This window comes from Burkholderia sp. E168m15 (assembly GCF_016586105.1).
In the GTDB taxonomy this organism is placed as follows: Bacteria; Pseudomonadota; Gammaproteobacteria; order Burkholderiales; family Burkholderiaceae; genus Burkholderia; species Burkholderia orbicola.
Genome location: NZ_BCPO01000208.1, coordinates 17389 through 33199, shown reverse-complemented (window position 1 = coordinate 33199; position 15811 = coordinate 17389). Strand labels below are relative to the sequence as shown.

The window sequence follows — 15811 nt, the reverse complement described above, 5'->3', positions numbered from 1 at the left end:
CCATCACGGCGACCGGAGCCGCGTCATGAGCGGCGCACGCAGACGGCTGAAGACGCTCGTCGGCGCGGCGAGCGTGCTCTACGCGCCCGGCGATGCGGATGTCGCACAGGGCGTGCGGCGCGCGGCGTCGCTCGCGCGCAAGGCGGAAGCCGAGAAGATCACCGGCCTCTTTACCGCCGACCTGCTGCAGGCCGATGCGGCCGGCCTCGCCGGGACCACCGGCAGCCAGGAGCCGATCGTCGCGCTGGCGGCGCTGAGCCAGGCGACATCGGCCATCGGGCTCGTCGCGACGGTGTCGACGACGTATCACCATCCATACAACCTCGCACGGCTGATCGGCACGCTCGATCACGTGAGCGGCGGCCGCGCCGCGTGGAACGCGGTCACGTCGTCGGTCGGCGAGGAGAATTTCGGCGATGCCGCGTTGCCCGACCCGGAGCAGCGTTATGCGCGCGCGGCCGAATTCGTCGAAGTCGTCAACGCGCTGTTCGACGCGAACGATCCGCGCGCGACGCGGCGCGGGCCGGGCGGCGGCATCTCGGTCGATCCGTTGAAGCTCGGCGCGATCGACTATCGCGGCGCGCATTTCCAGGTGCAGGGGCCGCTGAACGTGCCGCCGTCGCCGCAACGGCGGCCGGTGCTGTTCCAGGCGGGGCAGTCGGCGAGCGGCGTGGCGCTCGGCGCGCGGTATGCGGAAGTCGTCTACACGTCGCAGCCGACGCTCGACGATGCGCGCCTGTTCGTCGCCGAGCTGCACCGGCAGGCGGCCGCATTCGGTCGCGGCGACCGGCCGCCGCTCGTGATGAACTCGTTTCATTCGGTGATCGGCGAATCCGATGCCGACGTCGCGCGGCGCTTGCGCGACAAGCATGAACGCATCGATTACGAACAAGGCAGGCTGAAGCTCGCCGACATGCTGGGCGGCGGCGTCGACCTGAGCGGCCTGCCGCTCGACCAGCCGTTGCCGGCATCGCTGCTGCCGGCGATCGACAGCGTGCACCGCCGGCGCGGACGCGTGGCGATCTTCGTCGGCTACGCGCGCCAGCGGCTGACGCTGCGCGAGTTGATCATCCGCGCGCAGGAGACCGGCCACTGGTTCGTCGCCGGCACGCCGGAGCAGCTCGCCGACGCGATCGAGACGCGTTATCGCGCGGGGCTCGTCGACGTGCTGTCGCTGCACGGGCTCGGTCAGCCGGACCAGGAGGACCTGCTGCTCAACGGCTTGCTGCCCGAATTGCGGCGGCGCGATCTGCTCGATACCGACTATGTGGGCGGCGATTTCCGCGCGAATCTGGAACTGCCGGCGTTGCGGCGCGAGGCCGTGGCGGCGTGAGCGGATGACCCGCGTACCGGGCGAGGACGTTGGCCGGTGCGCGGTTCGGCGCATATCGCGCGATCAGATATCCATCGCAAAAATAACCATTTGGTACACGCTTCGGCGCGCATTACAGTCACGCCTCCTGCCGGCTGCCACGCCGGTCGTTCCGACGTTATTTCAGAAATGCGCCACATGAATCGTTTGATGCGTTCCAGGGTCCGCCGTGTCGCGGCCGTGCTGTTCGTGCTCGGCCTCGCGCCGATTTCCCATGCGGCCCAGCCGACGTTGCGCGTCGGCATCGACGCCGAGTCGTACCCGCCGTTCTTTTCGAAGGACGCCGGCGGCAAGTGGAAGGGCTGGGAAATCGACGTGCTCGATGCCGCGTGCGGCAAGCTGAACGTACGGTGCGAGCTCACCGACATTGCGTGGGACGGCCTGATTCCGGCGTTGCAGAACCGCAAGATCGACGTGATCTGGTCGTCGATGACGATCACCGGCGAGCGGCAGAAAGCCATCGATTTCAGCCGTGCTTATTACGAATCGCCGACGGTGTTCGTCGGCGCGAAAAGCGACCGGCGCCGTGTCGACTGCGCGGTGCCCACGACCTTCAAGGGCAGCGTGATCGGCGTCGAGGCCGGCACGAACTTCTCGGCGTTCCTCGATGCCCGCTTCAAGCAGGACGCGCAGATCAAGGCGTTCGACAAGTTCGACAATGCGCTCGCGGATCTGGTGTCCGGCCGCGTCGACTACGTGCAGGAAGGCAAGGGACTGTTCACGGCGTTCCTCGCGTCGCGCGACGGCAAGGACTTCGAGGTCAAGGCCACGTGCGCGGACAATCCGGTGCTGGGCCTCGGCATCGGCGCGGGCGTGCGCCACGGCGATGCGCTGCGCGGCAAGCTGTCGACCGCGATCGCGCAATTGCAGCAGGACGGCACGTGGGATGCGATCACCGCCCGCTATCCGAACCTGAAGGGCACGATCGAGAAGGGTCGTTGAGCGCATGGCCGCGGACGATTCGCTGCTCGCGTTGCTCGCCTTCGGCGACGGCGGTTATGGCCGCGTGTTCGCGGGCGCGTTCGCGCTGACGTTCGGCGTCGCGGCCGCGTCGTTCTGCACCGGCGTGCTGCTCGGCATCGCCGGCGCGCTCGGCAAGCTGTCGCGATACGCGGCGCTCGTGTGGCTGGCGCGGCTCTACACGATGCTCGTGCGCGCGCTGCCGGAGCTGTTGTGCCTGCTGCTCGCGTTCTACGCGGTCGCACCGGCCATCGAGAACGCGCTGCGCGGCAGCGGCATCGTCTCCGGCGACTTCGCGTTCGATCCGTTCGTCGTCGCCGCGCTGTCGCTCGGTTTCATCCAGGGTGCGTATCTCACCGACATCTTCCGCGCGGCGCTCGCCAACGTGCCGGTGGGCCAGATCGAAGCCGCGCACGCGTACGGGATGACGCCGTGGCAGACGTTCGCGCGCATCCGGCTTCCGGCCGCGGCGCGGCTCGCGCTGCCGGGCGTCGGCAACGTGTGGCTGAACGCGACCAAGGACGCGTCGTTCATCAGCGTGCTCGGATCGTTCACGGATCTGCTGAAGGCGAGCCAGCTCGCGGCCGGTGCGACGCGGCACTACGTATTCTTCTATCTGGTCACGGCTGCGCTGTTCCTGCTGCTGAGCATCACGTCGACCGGCATTTTCGCGGCGCTCGAGCGGCATGCGAACCGCGGCACGAGGCGCGCGACGACATGATCTTCTCGCTGCCGTTCCTGCTCGACACGGTGATGCCGAAGCTGCTCGCCGCGGTGCCGACCACGCTCGCGCTGACGCTCGTATCGGGTGTGGCCAGCGTGCTGCTGGGCGTGCCGCTCGCGCTCGCGGCCGGTGCGCGCCATACGCCGCTGCGCTGGTCCGCGCGCGGCTGGCTGATGCTGATCCGCGGCACGCCGCTCCTGGTTCAGCTTTATCTGCTGTACTACGGATTCGGGCAGATCGTCCCGCGCGAATGGATGCGCGACAGCTGGGCGTCGCCGCTGCTGCGCGACGCGTTCTGGTACGCGATCGTCGCGCTGAGCGTGAACGAGAGCGCGTACGTCGCGACGATCCTGCGCGGTGCGATCGCCGGCGTGCCGGCCGGCGAGATCGAGGCCGGCCACGCATACGGGATGACGCGCCTGCAGGTGCTGCGCCGCATCGTCGGCCCGCGTGCGTGGCGGCTTGCGCTGCCCGCGCTCACCGGCGAGGCGATCCTGCTGCTGAAATCGACCGTCCTCGCGTCGACCGTGACCGTATTCGACGTGATGGGCACGGCCAATACGCTGCGCTTCGAGACGTTGCGCGTGTACGAACCGCTGGCCGGTGCGGCGATCGTCTATGTCGTGCTGGTCGCGCTGCTGACCATTCCTGCCGCCCGTCTCGAGCAGCGCATCAATCGCTACCTGACGCGCCAGCCCGACGAACGCGTGCCTGCCCGGCGCCGCCGCGCGTCGTCGGGCGCGTGGGCGGCACCCAACTGATTCCTGCCTTGGTACCGATTTCGACGATGTCCGATCCTCGCCCCTTGCTGTTTTCCCTGTATGAACAAGCCAGCGTCGGCTGCGGCGGCGCGCCGAGCCTATGGACCCATCCGGCCGACGAACGGCTGCGCGCGAATACGCTCGCGTTCTGGTCGAATCTCGCGCGCACGGCCGAGCAGGCCGAGCTCGACATGCTGTTCTTCGCGGACGTGCTCGGCCTGTACGACGTCTATGGCGGATCGGCCGACGCGGCGGTGCAGTGGGCGGTCGAGGCGCCCGCGAACGATCCGATGATGCTGATTCCGGCGCTCGTCGCGCAGACCGAACGGCTCGCGTTCGGCGTGACGGCGAGCACGACTTACGAGCACCCGTTCGCGCTCGCGCGCCGCTTCAGCACGCTCGATCATCTGAGCAACGGCCGGATCGGCTGGAACATCGTCACGTCCTACCTGACGAGCGCGGCGCACAACTTCGGGCTCGACCAGATGATCGGCCATGACGAACGCTACGCACGCGCTGAGGAATTTCTCGATGTCGTGTACAAGCTGTGGGAAGGAAGCTGGGCGGACGACGCGGTCGTCGCCGACAAGCACACGCCGCGCTATGCGCGAGGCGAGCGCGTGCGGCCGATCGCGCACGAAGGCGCGCACTATCGCGTGCAGGGGCCGCACGTGTGCGCGCCGTCGCCGCAGCGCTCGCCCGTGCTGATCCAGGCCGGCTGGTCGGGGCGTGGGCGCGCGTTCGCGGCGAAGCACGCGGAGGTGGTGTTCGTCGCGAAATCGAATCCGCACGAGATTCGCGCGGGCCTCGACGAGATTCGGCGGCTCGCGGCCGAACGCGGCCGCGCGGCGGACGACGTGAAGTCGCTGACGGTGCTGCGGATCGTCACGGCGCGCTCGTCGAGCGACGCGAAGGAGAAGTATCACTCGCTGCAGCAGCACTATCACCAGCACGCGCAACTCGTCAGCTATGCGGGCGACACCGGCATCGACATCGACCGCTATGCGGACGACGAACCGCTGACGACGCAGACGGAAGGGCTGACGTCCTACGTGGTGCGGCCGGACGGCAGCGGCAAGCCGCTCACCGCCGGCGACGTGCGGCGCAAGTTCGCGAGCGTCACGCGCGGCACGGACCTGATCCTCGTCGGCGCGCCGGACGAAGTCGCGGACCAGCTCGCCGAGCATGCGCGGCAGTCGACGACGAGCGGCTACATGCTCAATCCGCTGATCAGCCCCGGCACGCTCGACGATTTCGCCGAACTGATCGTGCCTGAGCTGAAGAAGCGCGGTCTGTACCGGACGACGCCGGCGAGCGGCACCTTCCGTTCACGGCTGGGCGGCCGCGACCGCCTGCCGGACACGGCTTATGGCGCGTCGTTCCGGTTTCCCGTGCCGGAAGCGGGCTGACCAGCCGATCAATGCTGAACGACTTTCATCGGAGTGGCGTGACATGAGCGATGACGTACTGTTCCTGCCGCAACTGCATCGTGCCGACCGGGATCTTCCGGCATGAATAGCGCGACGAACGAAACCATGGAGGCGACGCGGCGCGAAGCTCGACCCCATCGATCGGCGTCGCCGCCCGTCCTGAGCGCCACGGGCATCGCGAAACGCTTCGACGCGACCGTCGCGCTGGCGGCGCTCGACCTGTCGATCGGCGCCGGCGAAGTCGTCGCGCTGATGGGCGCGAACGGCGCGGGCAAGTCGACCTTCGTCAAGATCCTGAGCGGCGCGCTGCAAGCGGACGGTGGCACGCTGGCGCTGCGCGGCGAACCGTATCGGCCCGCGTCGCCGCACGCGGCCAAGCGGCTTGGCGTCGCGACCGTGCACCAGTCGGTGGCCGATGCGATCGTGCCGACGCTGTCGATCGCCGACAACCTGCTGCTGGACCGGCTGTGCGACCCGGCTTCGCCATGGCGCGCGCCGCCGGCCGCGCGGCGTGCCGCGGCGCGTTCGCTTGCCGCGCGGGTCGGGCTCGACGTCGATCTGGCGGCGCCGCTCGCCTCGCTGTCGCTGGCCGACCAGCAGCGCGTGACTCTGGCCCGTGCGCTGGCCGGCCAGCCGTCGTTGCTGATCCTCGACGAGCCGACCGCCAGCCTGTCGGCGACGGAGGCCGAGCGGCTGTTCGAGCTGGTGGACGCGTTGCGCCGCGATGGCGTCGCCATCCTGCTGGTGTCGCATCGGCTCGGCGACTTGCGCCGTATCGCGGATCGCGCGGCGATCGTCCGCGATGGCCGGATCGTCGCGGATCTGGCCGCGCCGATCGATTTCGACGCCGCGGTGGAAACGATGATCGGCCGGTCGTTGCCGCGTACGCGTGCCGTGGCGCCGGAGCGGGTCGCACCGGCCGAATCCGGGCCCGGATCAGGCTTCAGCGTGCGGCAGATCCGGCTGACGCCGACCAGCACGCCGTTCGATCTCGATGTCCGGCGCGGCGAGATCGTCGCGATCGCGGGCCCGGTCGGCGGCGGCAAGTCGCGCTTCGCGCGGACGATCTTCGGTGCGGTGCGAGCGGCCGCCGGCGAGATGACGCTCGACGGCCGGCCATGGCGGCCACGAACGCCCGCCGATGCGATTCGCGCCGGCGTATTCCTGGCCGGCGAGGATCGCTGGCGCACGTCGCTGTTTCCCGACAGCGTCCCGTTCGCGTCGATCGCGGGCACCATCGGCTTTCCGTTCCTGTCGCGCTGGTTCGCGAGCGGTGCGGTGCGCCGAACGCGCGAACGCACGGCGGCCGCCGCGGCGATCGCGCGGTTCGGGATTCGCTGCGAGGGGCCGGACGATCGCGTCGCGCACCTGTCCGGCGGCAACCAGCAGAAGGTCGTGCTCGCGCGCTGGCACGCCGAGCCGGCGCGGCTGTTGCTGCTCGACGAACCGTTCCAGGGCATCGATGCGGGCGCGCGCGCCGATATCGTCGATACGCTGCGGCGTCATGCGCATGAGCGCACGACGATCGTATTCGTCAGCGATCTCGAGGAAGCAGCCGAGGTCGCCGATCGTATCGTGCGGTTCGATCGCGCGACGCTCGATGGCCTGTATCCGACTTCCTCCATCGTGGGTGCCTGCTCATGAAACCCGTGACCTCTTCTTCCGCTGTGCGTCAAGCCGCATCCGTCGAACGGTCGTCGCGCCGCGGGCCGGCGCGCATCCGCGATGCGCTCGAGCGGACGGGCATCCTGCTCGTGCTGGCCGTCCTCGTGGTCGTGTTCGCGCTCAGGGAGCCTGCGTTCCTGAACGTCGACAATCTGTTCAGCATCCTCCAGGCGGTGTCGATCGTCGCGCTGCTCGGCATCGGCGTGACGGTCACGCTCGCGGCCGGCGGCTTCGACCTGTCGGTCGGCAGCGTGGCCGCGACCGCGCAGATGGCCGCGAGCTACGTGCTGGTCGTCTGGCACGGCAGCGCATGGGCGGCCGTGCTCGCCTGCGTCGTGCTCGGCGTGGCCGCCGGCTTGTTCAACGGCTTGCTGATCACGCGGCTGCGCGTGCCCGACCAGCTCGCGACGCTCGGCACGCTGTTCCTGCTGGCCGGCCTGCAGTTGATCCCGACCGGCGGCCGCTCGCTCGCGACCGGCTCCGTGCTGCCCGACGGCACGGACGCGACGGGCGTGTTCCCCGACGCGTTCCTCGCGCTCGGCCGGCTGCGCGTGTTCGACGTCGTACCGTTGCCGGTGCTGCTGCTCGCGGCGGTGACGGTGCTGGCCTGCGTCACGATGGAAGCGACGCGCTGGGGCCGCGTGATCTATGCGATCGGCGGCAACGAAACGGCTGCGCGTTTGGCCGGCGCGCCGGCCGCGCGCTACCGTATCGCCGCGTATGTCGTGTCGGGCGCGATCGCATCGCTGGGCGGCGTGCTGATCGCCGCGCGGGTCGGCCGCGGCGACGTCAGCGCGGGACACTCGCTGCTGCTCGACGCGGTGGCCGCCGCGCTGATCGGTTACGCGGTGTGGGGCGCGAAGCGGCCCAACGTGTTCGGCACGGTCGTCGGCGCGGTGTTCGTCGGCGTGCTGCTCAACGGGCTCACGATGCTGAACGCTCCCTACTATATGCAGGATTTCATCAAGGGCGTGCTGCTCGTGTTGGCCCTCGCGTTCACGTTCGGTATCGGTCGCCGGGCGGATGCCCGGGCGTGACAGGTGAGGTCGCAAGCCTTGGTACAGGCACGGACTGGTTCGAATAACCCGAAGGCCTGACTGTTTGTTATCCAAAGTAATATCGATTGCCGAATCGGTCGGTTTGAGTTCGCGTGCCGTGCTGATAGATTGAGCCGATATCGTCCTGTACGGAGACAGACCCGCCATGCGCTCGTTGCTTCGCCGAAAGTCGCGCCTCGAACCGAAACTCGGTGCACTCGTATTGGGCGCCGCACTCGCGCTCGGTATGCCCGCGGCACACGCCGGCCCGCTCAAGGGGGCACCCGCGCCGTTCGACAAGGGCGGCGTGAAGATCGCGCTCGTCAACTACCTGTCGACCGGCGATTTCTTCCAGGCCTACGAAGCCGGCGCGCAGAAGCAGGCGCGGGCGCTCGGCATCGATCTGCGCATCTACGAAGGCCGGCAGGACGCGGCCGAGCAGCGCGAGCAGATTCAGCAGGCGATCAGCATCGGCGTGTCCGCGATTATCGTCAATCACGGCTTGCCGGAATCGCTGAAGGACGTCGTTCAGCGTGCGCTCGACAAAGGCATCAAGGTCGTCGCGTTCGACGTCGATCTCGCCAATCCGAAGGTGCCGCAGATCGAGCAGAACGATCGCGACCTCGCGAACCTGCTGCTCGATCAGGCCGTGAAGGACAACGGCGACGCGTTCTCTGCCGGGTACGTGTACGTGGCCGGATTCGCGCCGCTCGACCGGCGCGACGCCGCGTGGCGCGACTTCAAGCGCGCGCACCCGAAGGTGCAGGAAAAGGCGCGCTGGGGCACCGTCGACAACCCGATCGCGCAGTCGGTCGCGAACCAGGCGGCCGCCGCGTACCGTGCGAATCCGGACATTCGCGTCGTGTTCGCGCCGTACGACGAGTTCGCGCGCGGCGCGAAGCTCGCGGCCGACGAGGCCCGGCTGTCGTCGAAAATCCGCATCTACAGCGCGGACGTGTCGACGGCCGACATCGCGGCCATCCGCGCGCCGAACAGCGCGTGGGTCGCGACGGCCGCGACCAATCCGGCGGTCGTCGGCGCGGTGTCGGTGCGGGCCGCGGCGTTGCTGGTCGCCGGGCAAAACCCGGGCGCGCGCATCGCGGTCAAGCCGACGCTGATCACGCGCGACGACCTCGTGAAGAACGACATTCATACCGTGGCCGAACTCGGCGCGAAGTTTCCGGCGTTCCGCGCGAGCGACGCGGCGACGGCCGCGTGGATTCCGGCGCTCGACTGATCGCGCTGGCACGCAGCGAACCGATCGGTCGCCTGCGTGCCGTCTACCCATGACATGACCATGATGACCCTGAACGACTATCTCGTACAAAAGCGCGATGCGTGGCACGCGAAGCAGCAGGCCGCCCGCAACGATCCCGATTTCAAGGCGACGCCGCTGAAGGCGACCGTGCGCGCGCTCGGTCGCAGCGGCGTGCGCGAGATCCGGATTCGCGATTTCCAGGTGATCAGCGACAGCCCGCCCGATTTCGCGGGCTACAACCTCGGGCCTGCATCGCCGGAGTTGCAGCTCGGCGTGCTCGGCAGCTGCCTCACGCACATCACGTTGATCCAGGCCGCGGAGCGGGGGCTGAAGATCGACGCGATCGAAGTCGAAGTCACCGGCGACCAGCATCCGCTCGCGCAGCAGCCGGGGTTCGAGCATGTGCCGGTATTCCCGCACAACCTCCGCTATACGCTGGACATCGTGTCGCCGGAGCCGCCGGATGTCATCCGGGCGCTGCATCAGGCGGTCGAAGCGGTCTGCCCGATTTTCAATCTGCTGAGGCTGCCGCAGCACATCGACGGAGAATTGCGGCATACCAGCGCGTGATGCGCTGACGCATTGCGGCACGGCCGAGTTTGGAAATGAAATCGACGTGTTGTGATAAGAATACTTATCCTAATGGTCGTGAAGCGAATGCGTGGCGTTGACGGATTCGCACCATCGCGCGCCCGGGGAGGGCGGTCACGACGCTAGTTGCCGGGTTCCTTCGTCACGTCATGACGATAGGCGCGCGGCGAGCAGCCCACGATGCGTTTGAACGCATGGCCGAACGCACTATCCGAGTCGTAGCCGAGCCGCTGCGCGATCGCCGAGATCGACGCGTTCGAGCGGCGCAGTTCGCGCATCGCCAGCTGTATCCGCCACCGCAGCACGTATTCGAGCGGCCCGAACCCCAGTCGCCGCTTGAAATGCAGCGCGAACGTCGAACGCGACACGTGGCAGCAGGCCGCCAGTGCATCGACGGTCCAGCGCCGCTCGGGCGCCGCGTGAATCGCGGCCAGCGCCGCGCTGACCCGCGCATCCGCGAACCCCGCCAGCCACCCGACATCGCCGTTCGCGCCGGCGTCCACGTAGCGCCGCAGGATCTGCACCAGCATCATGTGTCCGAGATGTCGAACCATCAGCGACCCGCCCGGCGACGACGCGCCGAATTCCCGTGCGAGCTGCTGCAGCGACCAGCGCAGCACCGCCGCCGGTTCGGAATCGCCGCTCACGATCACCACGGGCGGCAGGCTGCCGAGCAGCAGCGGCATGCGTTCCTCGTACGCGAAGCGGCCGCCGATCAGAAAGCAGTCGGCTGGCTCGCCGTAGTGCGCGATACCGCGCTCGAGATGCCGGTACACGTCGGCGGCCGGCACCGGCGCGACCGACGGATCGCTCGCCAGCGAAAATGCCCGCGGCGCGGCGAGCAGGAAGCAGTCTCCCGTGCGCAGCCGGACGGGCGGCCCCGCACCGTCGACGGTCAGCCAGCAACTCCCTTCGACTACCGCGTTGAACTTGATTCCGTCGGGCGGGGGAAGGTCGACCGCCCACGGGCCGCCGGCGCGCAGGCCGGTGAAAAACGAGTCGCGCGTTTCCAGCAGCGACAGCACTTCCGAAAGCGGGTCCACGCGCATTCTCCGGACGACCTCGACGAAAAACCGGATTCTATTGCATTCACAGTCCGGATGCGCGGCCGGAGAATGTGCTCGTGCAGTGACGCGGCCGACGGGCGGCCGCGTGCTTCGCGTACCGTTCCTGGAGCCTTCGATGACGAGCAGGCAGCATCCCCTTCATTCCGGATTCGACGCCGCCTCGACGGCGAGCGACGTCCTGGCCGGCCTCGATCTGCACGGCAAGACCGCCATCGTCACGGGCGGCCATTCGGGTCTCGGCCTCGAAACCACGCGGGCACTGGCGCAGGCCGGTGCGCACGTCGTCGTCGGCGCACGGAGCGCCGCGGCCGCGCGCGAAGCGACGCGCGGCATCGCGGGCGTGGAGGTCGCGCCGCTCGAACTCGCGGACGCCGCGAGCGTGGCCGCATTCGCCGCGCGGTTCGTCGATGCGGGACGCCACGTGCATATCGTCATCAACAGCGCGGGCATCATGGCGTGCCCGGAGACTCGCTTGGGCGACGGTCGGGAAGCGCAGTTGGCCGTCAATCACCTCGGTCACTACGCGCTCGTCAACCGGCTGTGGCCCGTGCTCGCGCATGGCGACGGCGCCCGCGTGGTGGCGGTGTCGTCGCTCGGGCACCGGCTGTCGCCGATTCGCTGGGACGATATCGATTTCGCGCGCGGTTACGACAAATGGCTCGCGTACGGGCAGTCGAAAACCGCCAATGCGTTGTTCGCGGTGCAGCTCGACATGCTCGGCGCGCCGTTCGGCGTCCGCGCGTATTCGCTGCATCCGGGCAAGATCGCGACGCCGCTGCAGCGTCATTTGACGCGCGAGGAAATGATGGCGCAGGGCTGGGTCGACGAACACGGCGTGCCGATCGATCCGACGTTCAAGACGCCCGCGCAGGGAGCGGCAACGCAGGTATGGGCGGCGACGTCGCCGCGCCTGGCCGATCTCGGCGGTGTCTATTGCGAGGATTGCGATGTTGCGGCGGTGACCCGCGGCAACGAGGAATCGGGCGTGCGCCCGCACGCGATCGATCCGGAGGAGGCGGCGCGGCTGTGGGCGTGGTCCGCGGCAGCGACGGGCGTCGATGCCTTTGCGGCGCGGGGCTGACGCCCAGGCATTTGCCAGGCCGGGCGCCGCGCGGGTATCGGCGGCGGTTCGATACTCGCGCGCGGCAAGCTATCCGCGCGCTTGCCGCAGCGCGCGCCCCATCTCCGCGATCGGCATTGCGACGATCGAATTCAGCAACCGCATTTCCCCGGCGTCCGGATGCGCGATGTTTCGCACTTCATCGAGCGTCTGCTCGACGTGACGATCGAGCGGCTCGAGAAAGCGCTGCAGTTCGCTGGCGGCCGCCTTGTCCCTGAGCCCGAGCGCCTGACCGAACGCGACCAGTGCATTCGCGTCGATATCGACGAACCGCGTCGCATTCCCGAGCGGCATCGTCAGCTCGCAGTGCGGCCAGTGATCGCCGCGATGGTCGGGCCGGTGCGTCGGCGTGTGATACACGACCGTGCTGACGATGTCGTAGAACGGCGCGAGCCGGTAGCCGCGCGCGTCGACGAAGAACGACAGGTTCTTCAGGTGCGCGTCGGCATTGCCGACCACCACGTTGAACACGGTCCAGCGGAACACCGACAGGCGTGTCAGTGCGCGCGTGCTGGTGCGCTCGATCGCGCGGGCGAGCTCCTGCGCATTGGCGCGCTGGTACTTGAAGCCGCGGTCGTAGTTGAGCAGTTGCATCGCGTCGATCGTATGCACGCGCGCGGCCGGTTCGGACGCGACGTCGCGGTCGAACCGGTCGATCACGTAGCAGGCGGACGGCGCGCGCAGGAAATGCACGTCCGGCACGTCGAGCCCCATCTTCTTCGCGAGCTGCATGCAGAAGAACTCGTTGATCGCCGAATGCGGATAGCCGGCCGCGCGCATGTCGGGTTTGAGCAGGTGCATCGACGGTTCGCTGCCGACCGGCTCGAGCAGCGCGTAGTCGGGCGCATCGCCGCGCAACACCAGCAGCAGCTTCTGCTGCGCGCCGGCCGCCGACATGCGCTTGGGCGCGGTGGCGGTCAGCGCGCGCTCGGGCATCGCCTGGATCCGGCGCTCGAGTTCGTCGAGCGGCAGCGGCTGCAGGCCGCCGGGCGTTTCCTGCTCGCCATCGGCCAGCAGCGTCAGCGCGCCGGCCGATTCGCGGCCGAAGTATGCGAGCAGGCCCCACGCGTCGGCCGCATCGACCTTCGCCTCGCGCGCGAGCGACGTGCGCATGCCCTCCTCGGGCAGCAGGTTGTCGAAGAACCACTGGACCGGGCGATCGGTCGATGTGTCGGTGAACACGCCCGCGCGCAGCGGAAACGCCGGCGACAGCGGATATGCGACGGGTGACGCGAGCCATTGCGGGTCGTACGCGAACGACCAGATCCCCTTGTCGTCTGTCAGCGTGCCCATGCGCACGCCGTTCGCGGATGCGATCAGCGTTCTAGCCGCCATGGCTGCTCCTGCGGCGTTGCGCGGCCTTCAGCGCGGTGGCTTCGGAGATCTCGATCGACGACTCGGCATACAGCCGCACGCCCAGTTCGCCCAGCAGCAGCATGACCTTGCCGATTTGCGCGGTCGGCTTGCCGGCTTCCACCTGGCTGATGAATTTCGGCGACAGCCCGGTCGCGTTCGCGAGCTCGTCCCGCGTGAATCCCTGCTGGATCCGCGCCGCGCGAATGAAGTGGGCGAGCGCGCCGATCGTGTCGACGGATTGGGACTCCGACATAACGTTCTCCGTGCTTCGTATCTGATCGGGAACAGTATTGCATACCTCATCGGATTCGGCAGCATTTCGTATTCGTATGGGAACGAACGGCGGATCTCGCAAGCTGCATCTTTATTTCGTTCCCGATCGGGAACGGGTCGCCGAGAAAGGAGTGCCGTGACGATGTTCGTATCCGATCGGATGCGGAGAGGGTGGAGACCGTGGCACCTTTGCACGCGCCCACCGGCTACGCCGACGACGGCGCCCGCTGGATGTCCGCCTCGGCAGTCAGTCCGCGGCCGTTCCGCGCGCCGAGAGACGATTCTCGATCGTTCCGCGAACAGATTCGGCCCGAACCTTTCGCCACCGCGGGCACGCTGTCCGCAGAACGCCCCTTTCTACAATTTCCTCCGACACGCTACACGCGCCGTCGCACCCGGAAAACAGGCCCGATCCTTGCGACCGCAAGCGTCGTCGGCGGCGTTCGCGCCTCGACACATGACACATGACGATTTGCACGGGAGGCGCGTATGGAACCGATGCCGGTCGTACTGCAATGGCACGACGTTCTCGCCAGAATCGTGCTGGCGCTCGTCGCGGGCGGGCTGATCGGCGTCGACCGCAGCGAATCCGGCAAGACGGCCGGCCTGCGCACGACGATCCTCGTCTGTCTCGCCGCATGCCTGTCGATGCTGCAGGTCAACGCGCTGCTGCTGCAGGCGGGCAAACCGGAGGGCGCGTTCTCGGTGCTCGACCTGATGCGGCTGCCGCTCGGCATCCTGACCGGGATGGGCTTCATCGGCGGCGGCGCGATCCTGCATCGCGACGGTCTCGTGTCGGGCGTCACCACGGCCGCGACGCTATGGTGCGTGACGGTCATCGGGCTGTGCATCGGCGGCGGCCAGTTGTCGCTCGGCGCGCTCGGGCTGGCGCTCGCGCTGCTGGTCGTCTGGCCGCTGCGGTTCGTCGAGCGGCGCTTGGCGGGTGTCAGGACCGCGCTGGTCACGGTCGAATATCCGCTGGGCTCGGCTGCGCGCGAACAACTGGCCGCGAAGCTGCGCGATGCGGGTTTCACCTGCCGGACGAAAAGCTTTTGCGAAACGGCCGCCCGGGCGGTGCGCGAGGAAGAACTGTTCGTGCAGTGGCGCGAAGCGGCCGGCGCCGACGTGATGCTGAAGCAACTGATGCGGATCGTCGAATCGGCCGGCCTGACGTCGGTCCGTTGCTCGACCGAGAACTGACCGGCCCGACAGCCGGAACGCGCGATGCTCGTGCAGCAAGCCGCCGTGGGCGGTTGATCAAGGAGCGAAACATGACATGTGTATCGGAAGTGATGACACGCGACGCCGCGACCATCGGCCCGACGCAGAGCCTGCGCGAGGCGGCCCGGTTGATGAGCGACCTGAACGTCGGTGCGCTGCCCGTATGCGACGGCACGCGCCTGATCGGCATGCTGACGGACCGGGACATCGTCGTGCGCGCGGTGTCGATGGGCGTGCCGCCGGACGAGGCGGTGGAGGGCGTCGTCAGCGGGCCCGCGAACTGGTGTTACGAGGACGACGACATTTCGGCGGTACAAAAGAAGATGGAGAACGCGCAGATCCGCCGCGTGCCGGTGGTCGACCGGCAGAAGCGGCTGGTCGGCATCGTCGCGCTGGGTGATCTGGCGACCGCCGCGGACGGCGCGATGTCGTCGACGCTCGGCGCCGTGTCGGCGCCGTCGCGCCCGGACCGGTGATCGCCATGGCAGACACGGAGAACGACATGAACGAAGACAGGGAAACGCAGATCCGCGAGCGTGCATACCGGCTGTGGCAGGCGGACGGCGCGCCGGACGGCAGGGCCGACGAATACTGGCAACGGGCCGAGCAGCAGCTCGATGCCGAGGGCAGCATCGCAGTGGACGAGCGCGCCGGGCAGACAGAAGAAGTGCCGGCCGATCAGTCCGCGAAGCGCCGCATTCCGGGCGAGCCGCTGCAGGACACCGATGCCATACCGACCGACGAGGTCGCGCACGAAAGGCGGCGCACGCGGTGAAACGCGGTGCGCGGCGAGCCGGCAAGGAGGACGAAGATGACGGCGTACGCGGGAGAAAAGGCGGAAAAGACCGGTGACTTTCGATGCGAGAAATGCCATCGGTCGACGCACGTGCAGGCGGGACACCCGATCCCGAAGTGTCCGCATTGCGGTAACGGCACGTACGGCGAGCGTACGCGCGAGCCGGGCAACAAGCAGTAG

General features: G+C 68.5%; 17 protein-coding genes. 14 read left to right on the top strand and 3 right to left on the bottom strand.

The genetic code is table 11. The features are described 5' to 3' along the window. The first annotated feature begins 25 nt into the window (after positions 1–25). The 9 genes from JMF86_RS32430 (at position 26) to JMF86_RS32390 (ending at position 9777) form a co-directional block, all read left to right on the top strand. A complete protein-coding gene (locus JMF86_RS32430) occupies positions 26–1333 on the top strand; it encodes an NtaA/DmoA family FMN-dependent monooxygenase (protein ID WP_077179793.1) in 1308 nt (435 codons plus the stop codon). A 177-nt stretch (positions 1334–1510) separates the two neighbouring features. Continuing rightward, complete coding sequence (locus JMF86_RS32425; protein ID WP_201317281.1) at positions 1511–2314, top strand: transporter substrate-binding domain-containing protein; 804 nt, start codon at positions 1511–1513, stop codon at positions 2312–2314. Between the two features lie 4 nt (positions 2315–2318). Next, complete coding sequence (locus JMF86_RS32420) at positions 2319–3053, top strand: ABC transporter permease (RefSeq protein WP_201317280.1); 735 nt, start codon at positions 2319–2321, stop codon at positions 3051–3053. Beyond that, a complete protein-coding gene (locus tag JMF86_RS32415) occupies positions 3050–3817 on the top strand; it encodes an ABC transporter permease (protein ID WP_077179796.1) in 768 nt (255 codons plus the stop codon). The genes JMF86_RS32420 and JMF86_RS32415 overlap by 4 nt, the downstream gene beginning before the upstream one ends. Positions 3818–3843: 26 nt before the next feature. Further along, positions 3844–5226 (top strand): LLM class flavin-dependent oxidoreductase, encoded by a 1383-nt coding sequence (locus tag JMF86_RS32410; RefSeq protein ID WP_201317279.1) that lies wholly within the window; start codon positions 3844–3846, stop codon positions 5224–5226. A gap of 102 nt (positions 5227–5328) precedes the next feature. Continuing rightward, positions 5329–6891, top strand: coding sequence for a sugar ABC transporter ATP-binding protein (locus JMF86_RS32405; protein ID WP_201317278.1), 1563 nt, complete (start codon positions 5329–5331; stop codon positions 6889–6891). Next, positions 6888–7949 (top strand): ABC transporter permease, encoded by a 1062-nt coding sequence (locus JMF86_RS32400; protein WP_200160233.1) that lies wholly within the window; start codon positions 6888–6890, stop codon positions 7947–7949. Before JMF86_RS32405 ends, JMF86_RS32400 begins: the two co-directional genes overlap by 4 nt. Positions 7950–8115: 166 nt before the next feature. Then, positions 8116–9186, top strand: a complete 1071-nt coding sequence (locus tag JMF86_RS32395) for a substrate-binding domain-containing protein (protein ID WP_053523831.1) — start codon at positions 8116–8118, stop codon at positions 9184–9186. Positions 9187–9246: 60 nt separating this feature from the next. Continuing rightward, positions 9247–9777, top strand: a complete 531-nt coding sequence (locus JMF86_RS32390) for an OsmC family protein (RefSeq protein ID WP_201317277.1) — start codon at positions 9247–9249, stop codon at positions 9775–9777. A 143-nt stretch (positions 9778–9920) separates the two neighbouring features. Here the strand turns inward: JMF86_RS32390 and JMF86_RS32385 are convergent, their stop codons facing one another. Then, positions 9921–10841, bottom strand: coding sequence for an AraC family transcriptional regulator (locus JMF86_RS32385; RefSeq protein WP_054928671.1), 921 nt, complete (start codon positions 10839–10841; stop codon positions 9921–9923). 139 nt (positions 10842–10980) lie between these two features. Here JMF86_RS32385 and JMF86_RS32380 point away from each other — a divergent pair, with 139 nt between their 5' ends. Beyond that, the gene (locus tag JMF86_RS32380; RefSeq protein WP_011545462.1) at positions 10981–11946 is read left to right on the top strand and encodes an SDR family NAD(P)-dependent oxidoreductase; all 966 of its coding nucleotides are present in this window, start codon (positions 10981–10983) and stop codon (positions 11944–11946) included. 69 nt (positions 11947–12015) lie between these two features. Here JMF86_RS32380 and JMF86_RS32375 read toward each other — a convergent pair whose 3' ends face one another. Both JMF86_RS32375 and JMF86_RS32370 read right to left on the bottom strand, forming a co-directional pair. After that, on the bottom strand, positions 12016–13320 hold the full coding sequence (locus JMF86_RS32375) for a HipA domain-containing protein (protein WP_011545461.1): 1305 nt from the start codon (positions 13318–13320) through the stop codon (positions 12016–12018). After that, positions 13310–13594, bottom strand: a complete 285-nt coding sequence (locus JMF86_RS32370; protein WP_011545460.1) for a helix-turn-helix transcriptional regulator — start codon at positions 13592–13594, stop codon at positions 13310–13312. The genes JMF86_RS32375 and JMF86_RS32370 overlap by 11 nt, the downstream gene beginning before the upstream one ends. 509 nt (positions 13595–14103) lie before the next feature. Here JMF86_RS32370 and JMF86_RS32365 point away from each other — a divergent pair. From JMF86_RS32365 to JMF86_RS32350, 4 genes are all read left to right on the top strand, one after another. Next, the gene (locus tag JMF86_RS32365) at positions 14104–14814 is read left to right on the top strand and encodes an MgtC/SapB family protein (protein ID WP_201317276.1); all 711 of its coding nucleotides are present in this window, start codon (positions 14104–14106) and stop codon (positions 14812–14814) included. Between the two features lie 71 nt (positions 14815–14885). After that, entirely contained in the window at positions 14886–15311 is a 426-nt protein-coding gene (locus JMF86_RS32360; protein ID WP_011545459.1) for a CBS domain-containing protein, read from the top strand. A gap of 5 nt (positions 15312–15316) precedes the next feature. Next, positions 15317–15610 carry a DUF2934 domain-containing protein gene (locus JMF86_RS32355; RefSeq protein ID WP_011545458.1) on the top strand — a complete coding sequence of 98 codons (294 nt, stop codon included), beginning with the start codon at positions 15317–15319 and terminating at the stop codon, positions 15608–15610. Between the two features lie 36 nt (positions 15611–15646). Beyond that, a complete protein-coding gene (locus JMF86_RS32350; protein WP_041489200.1) occupies positions 15647–15811 on the top strand; it encodes an alpha helical protein in 165 nt (54 codons plus the stop codon).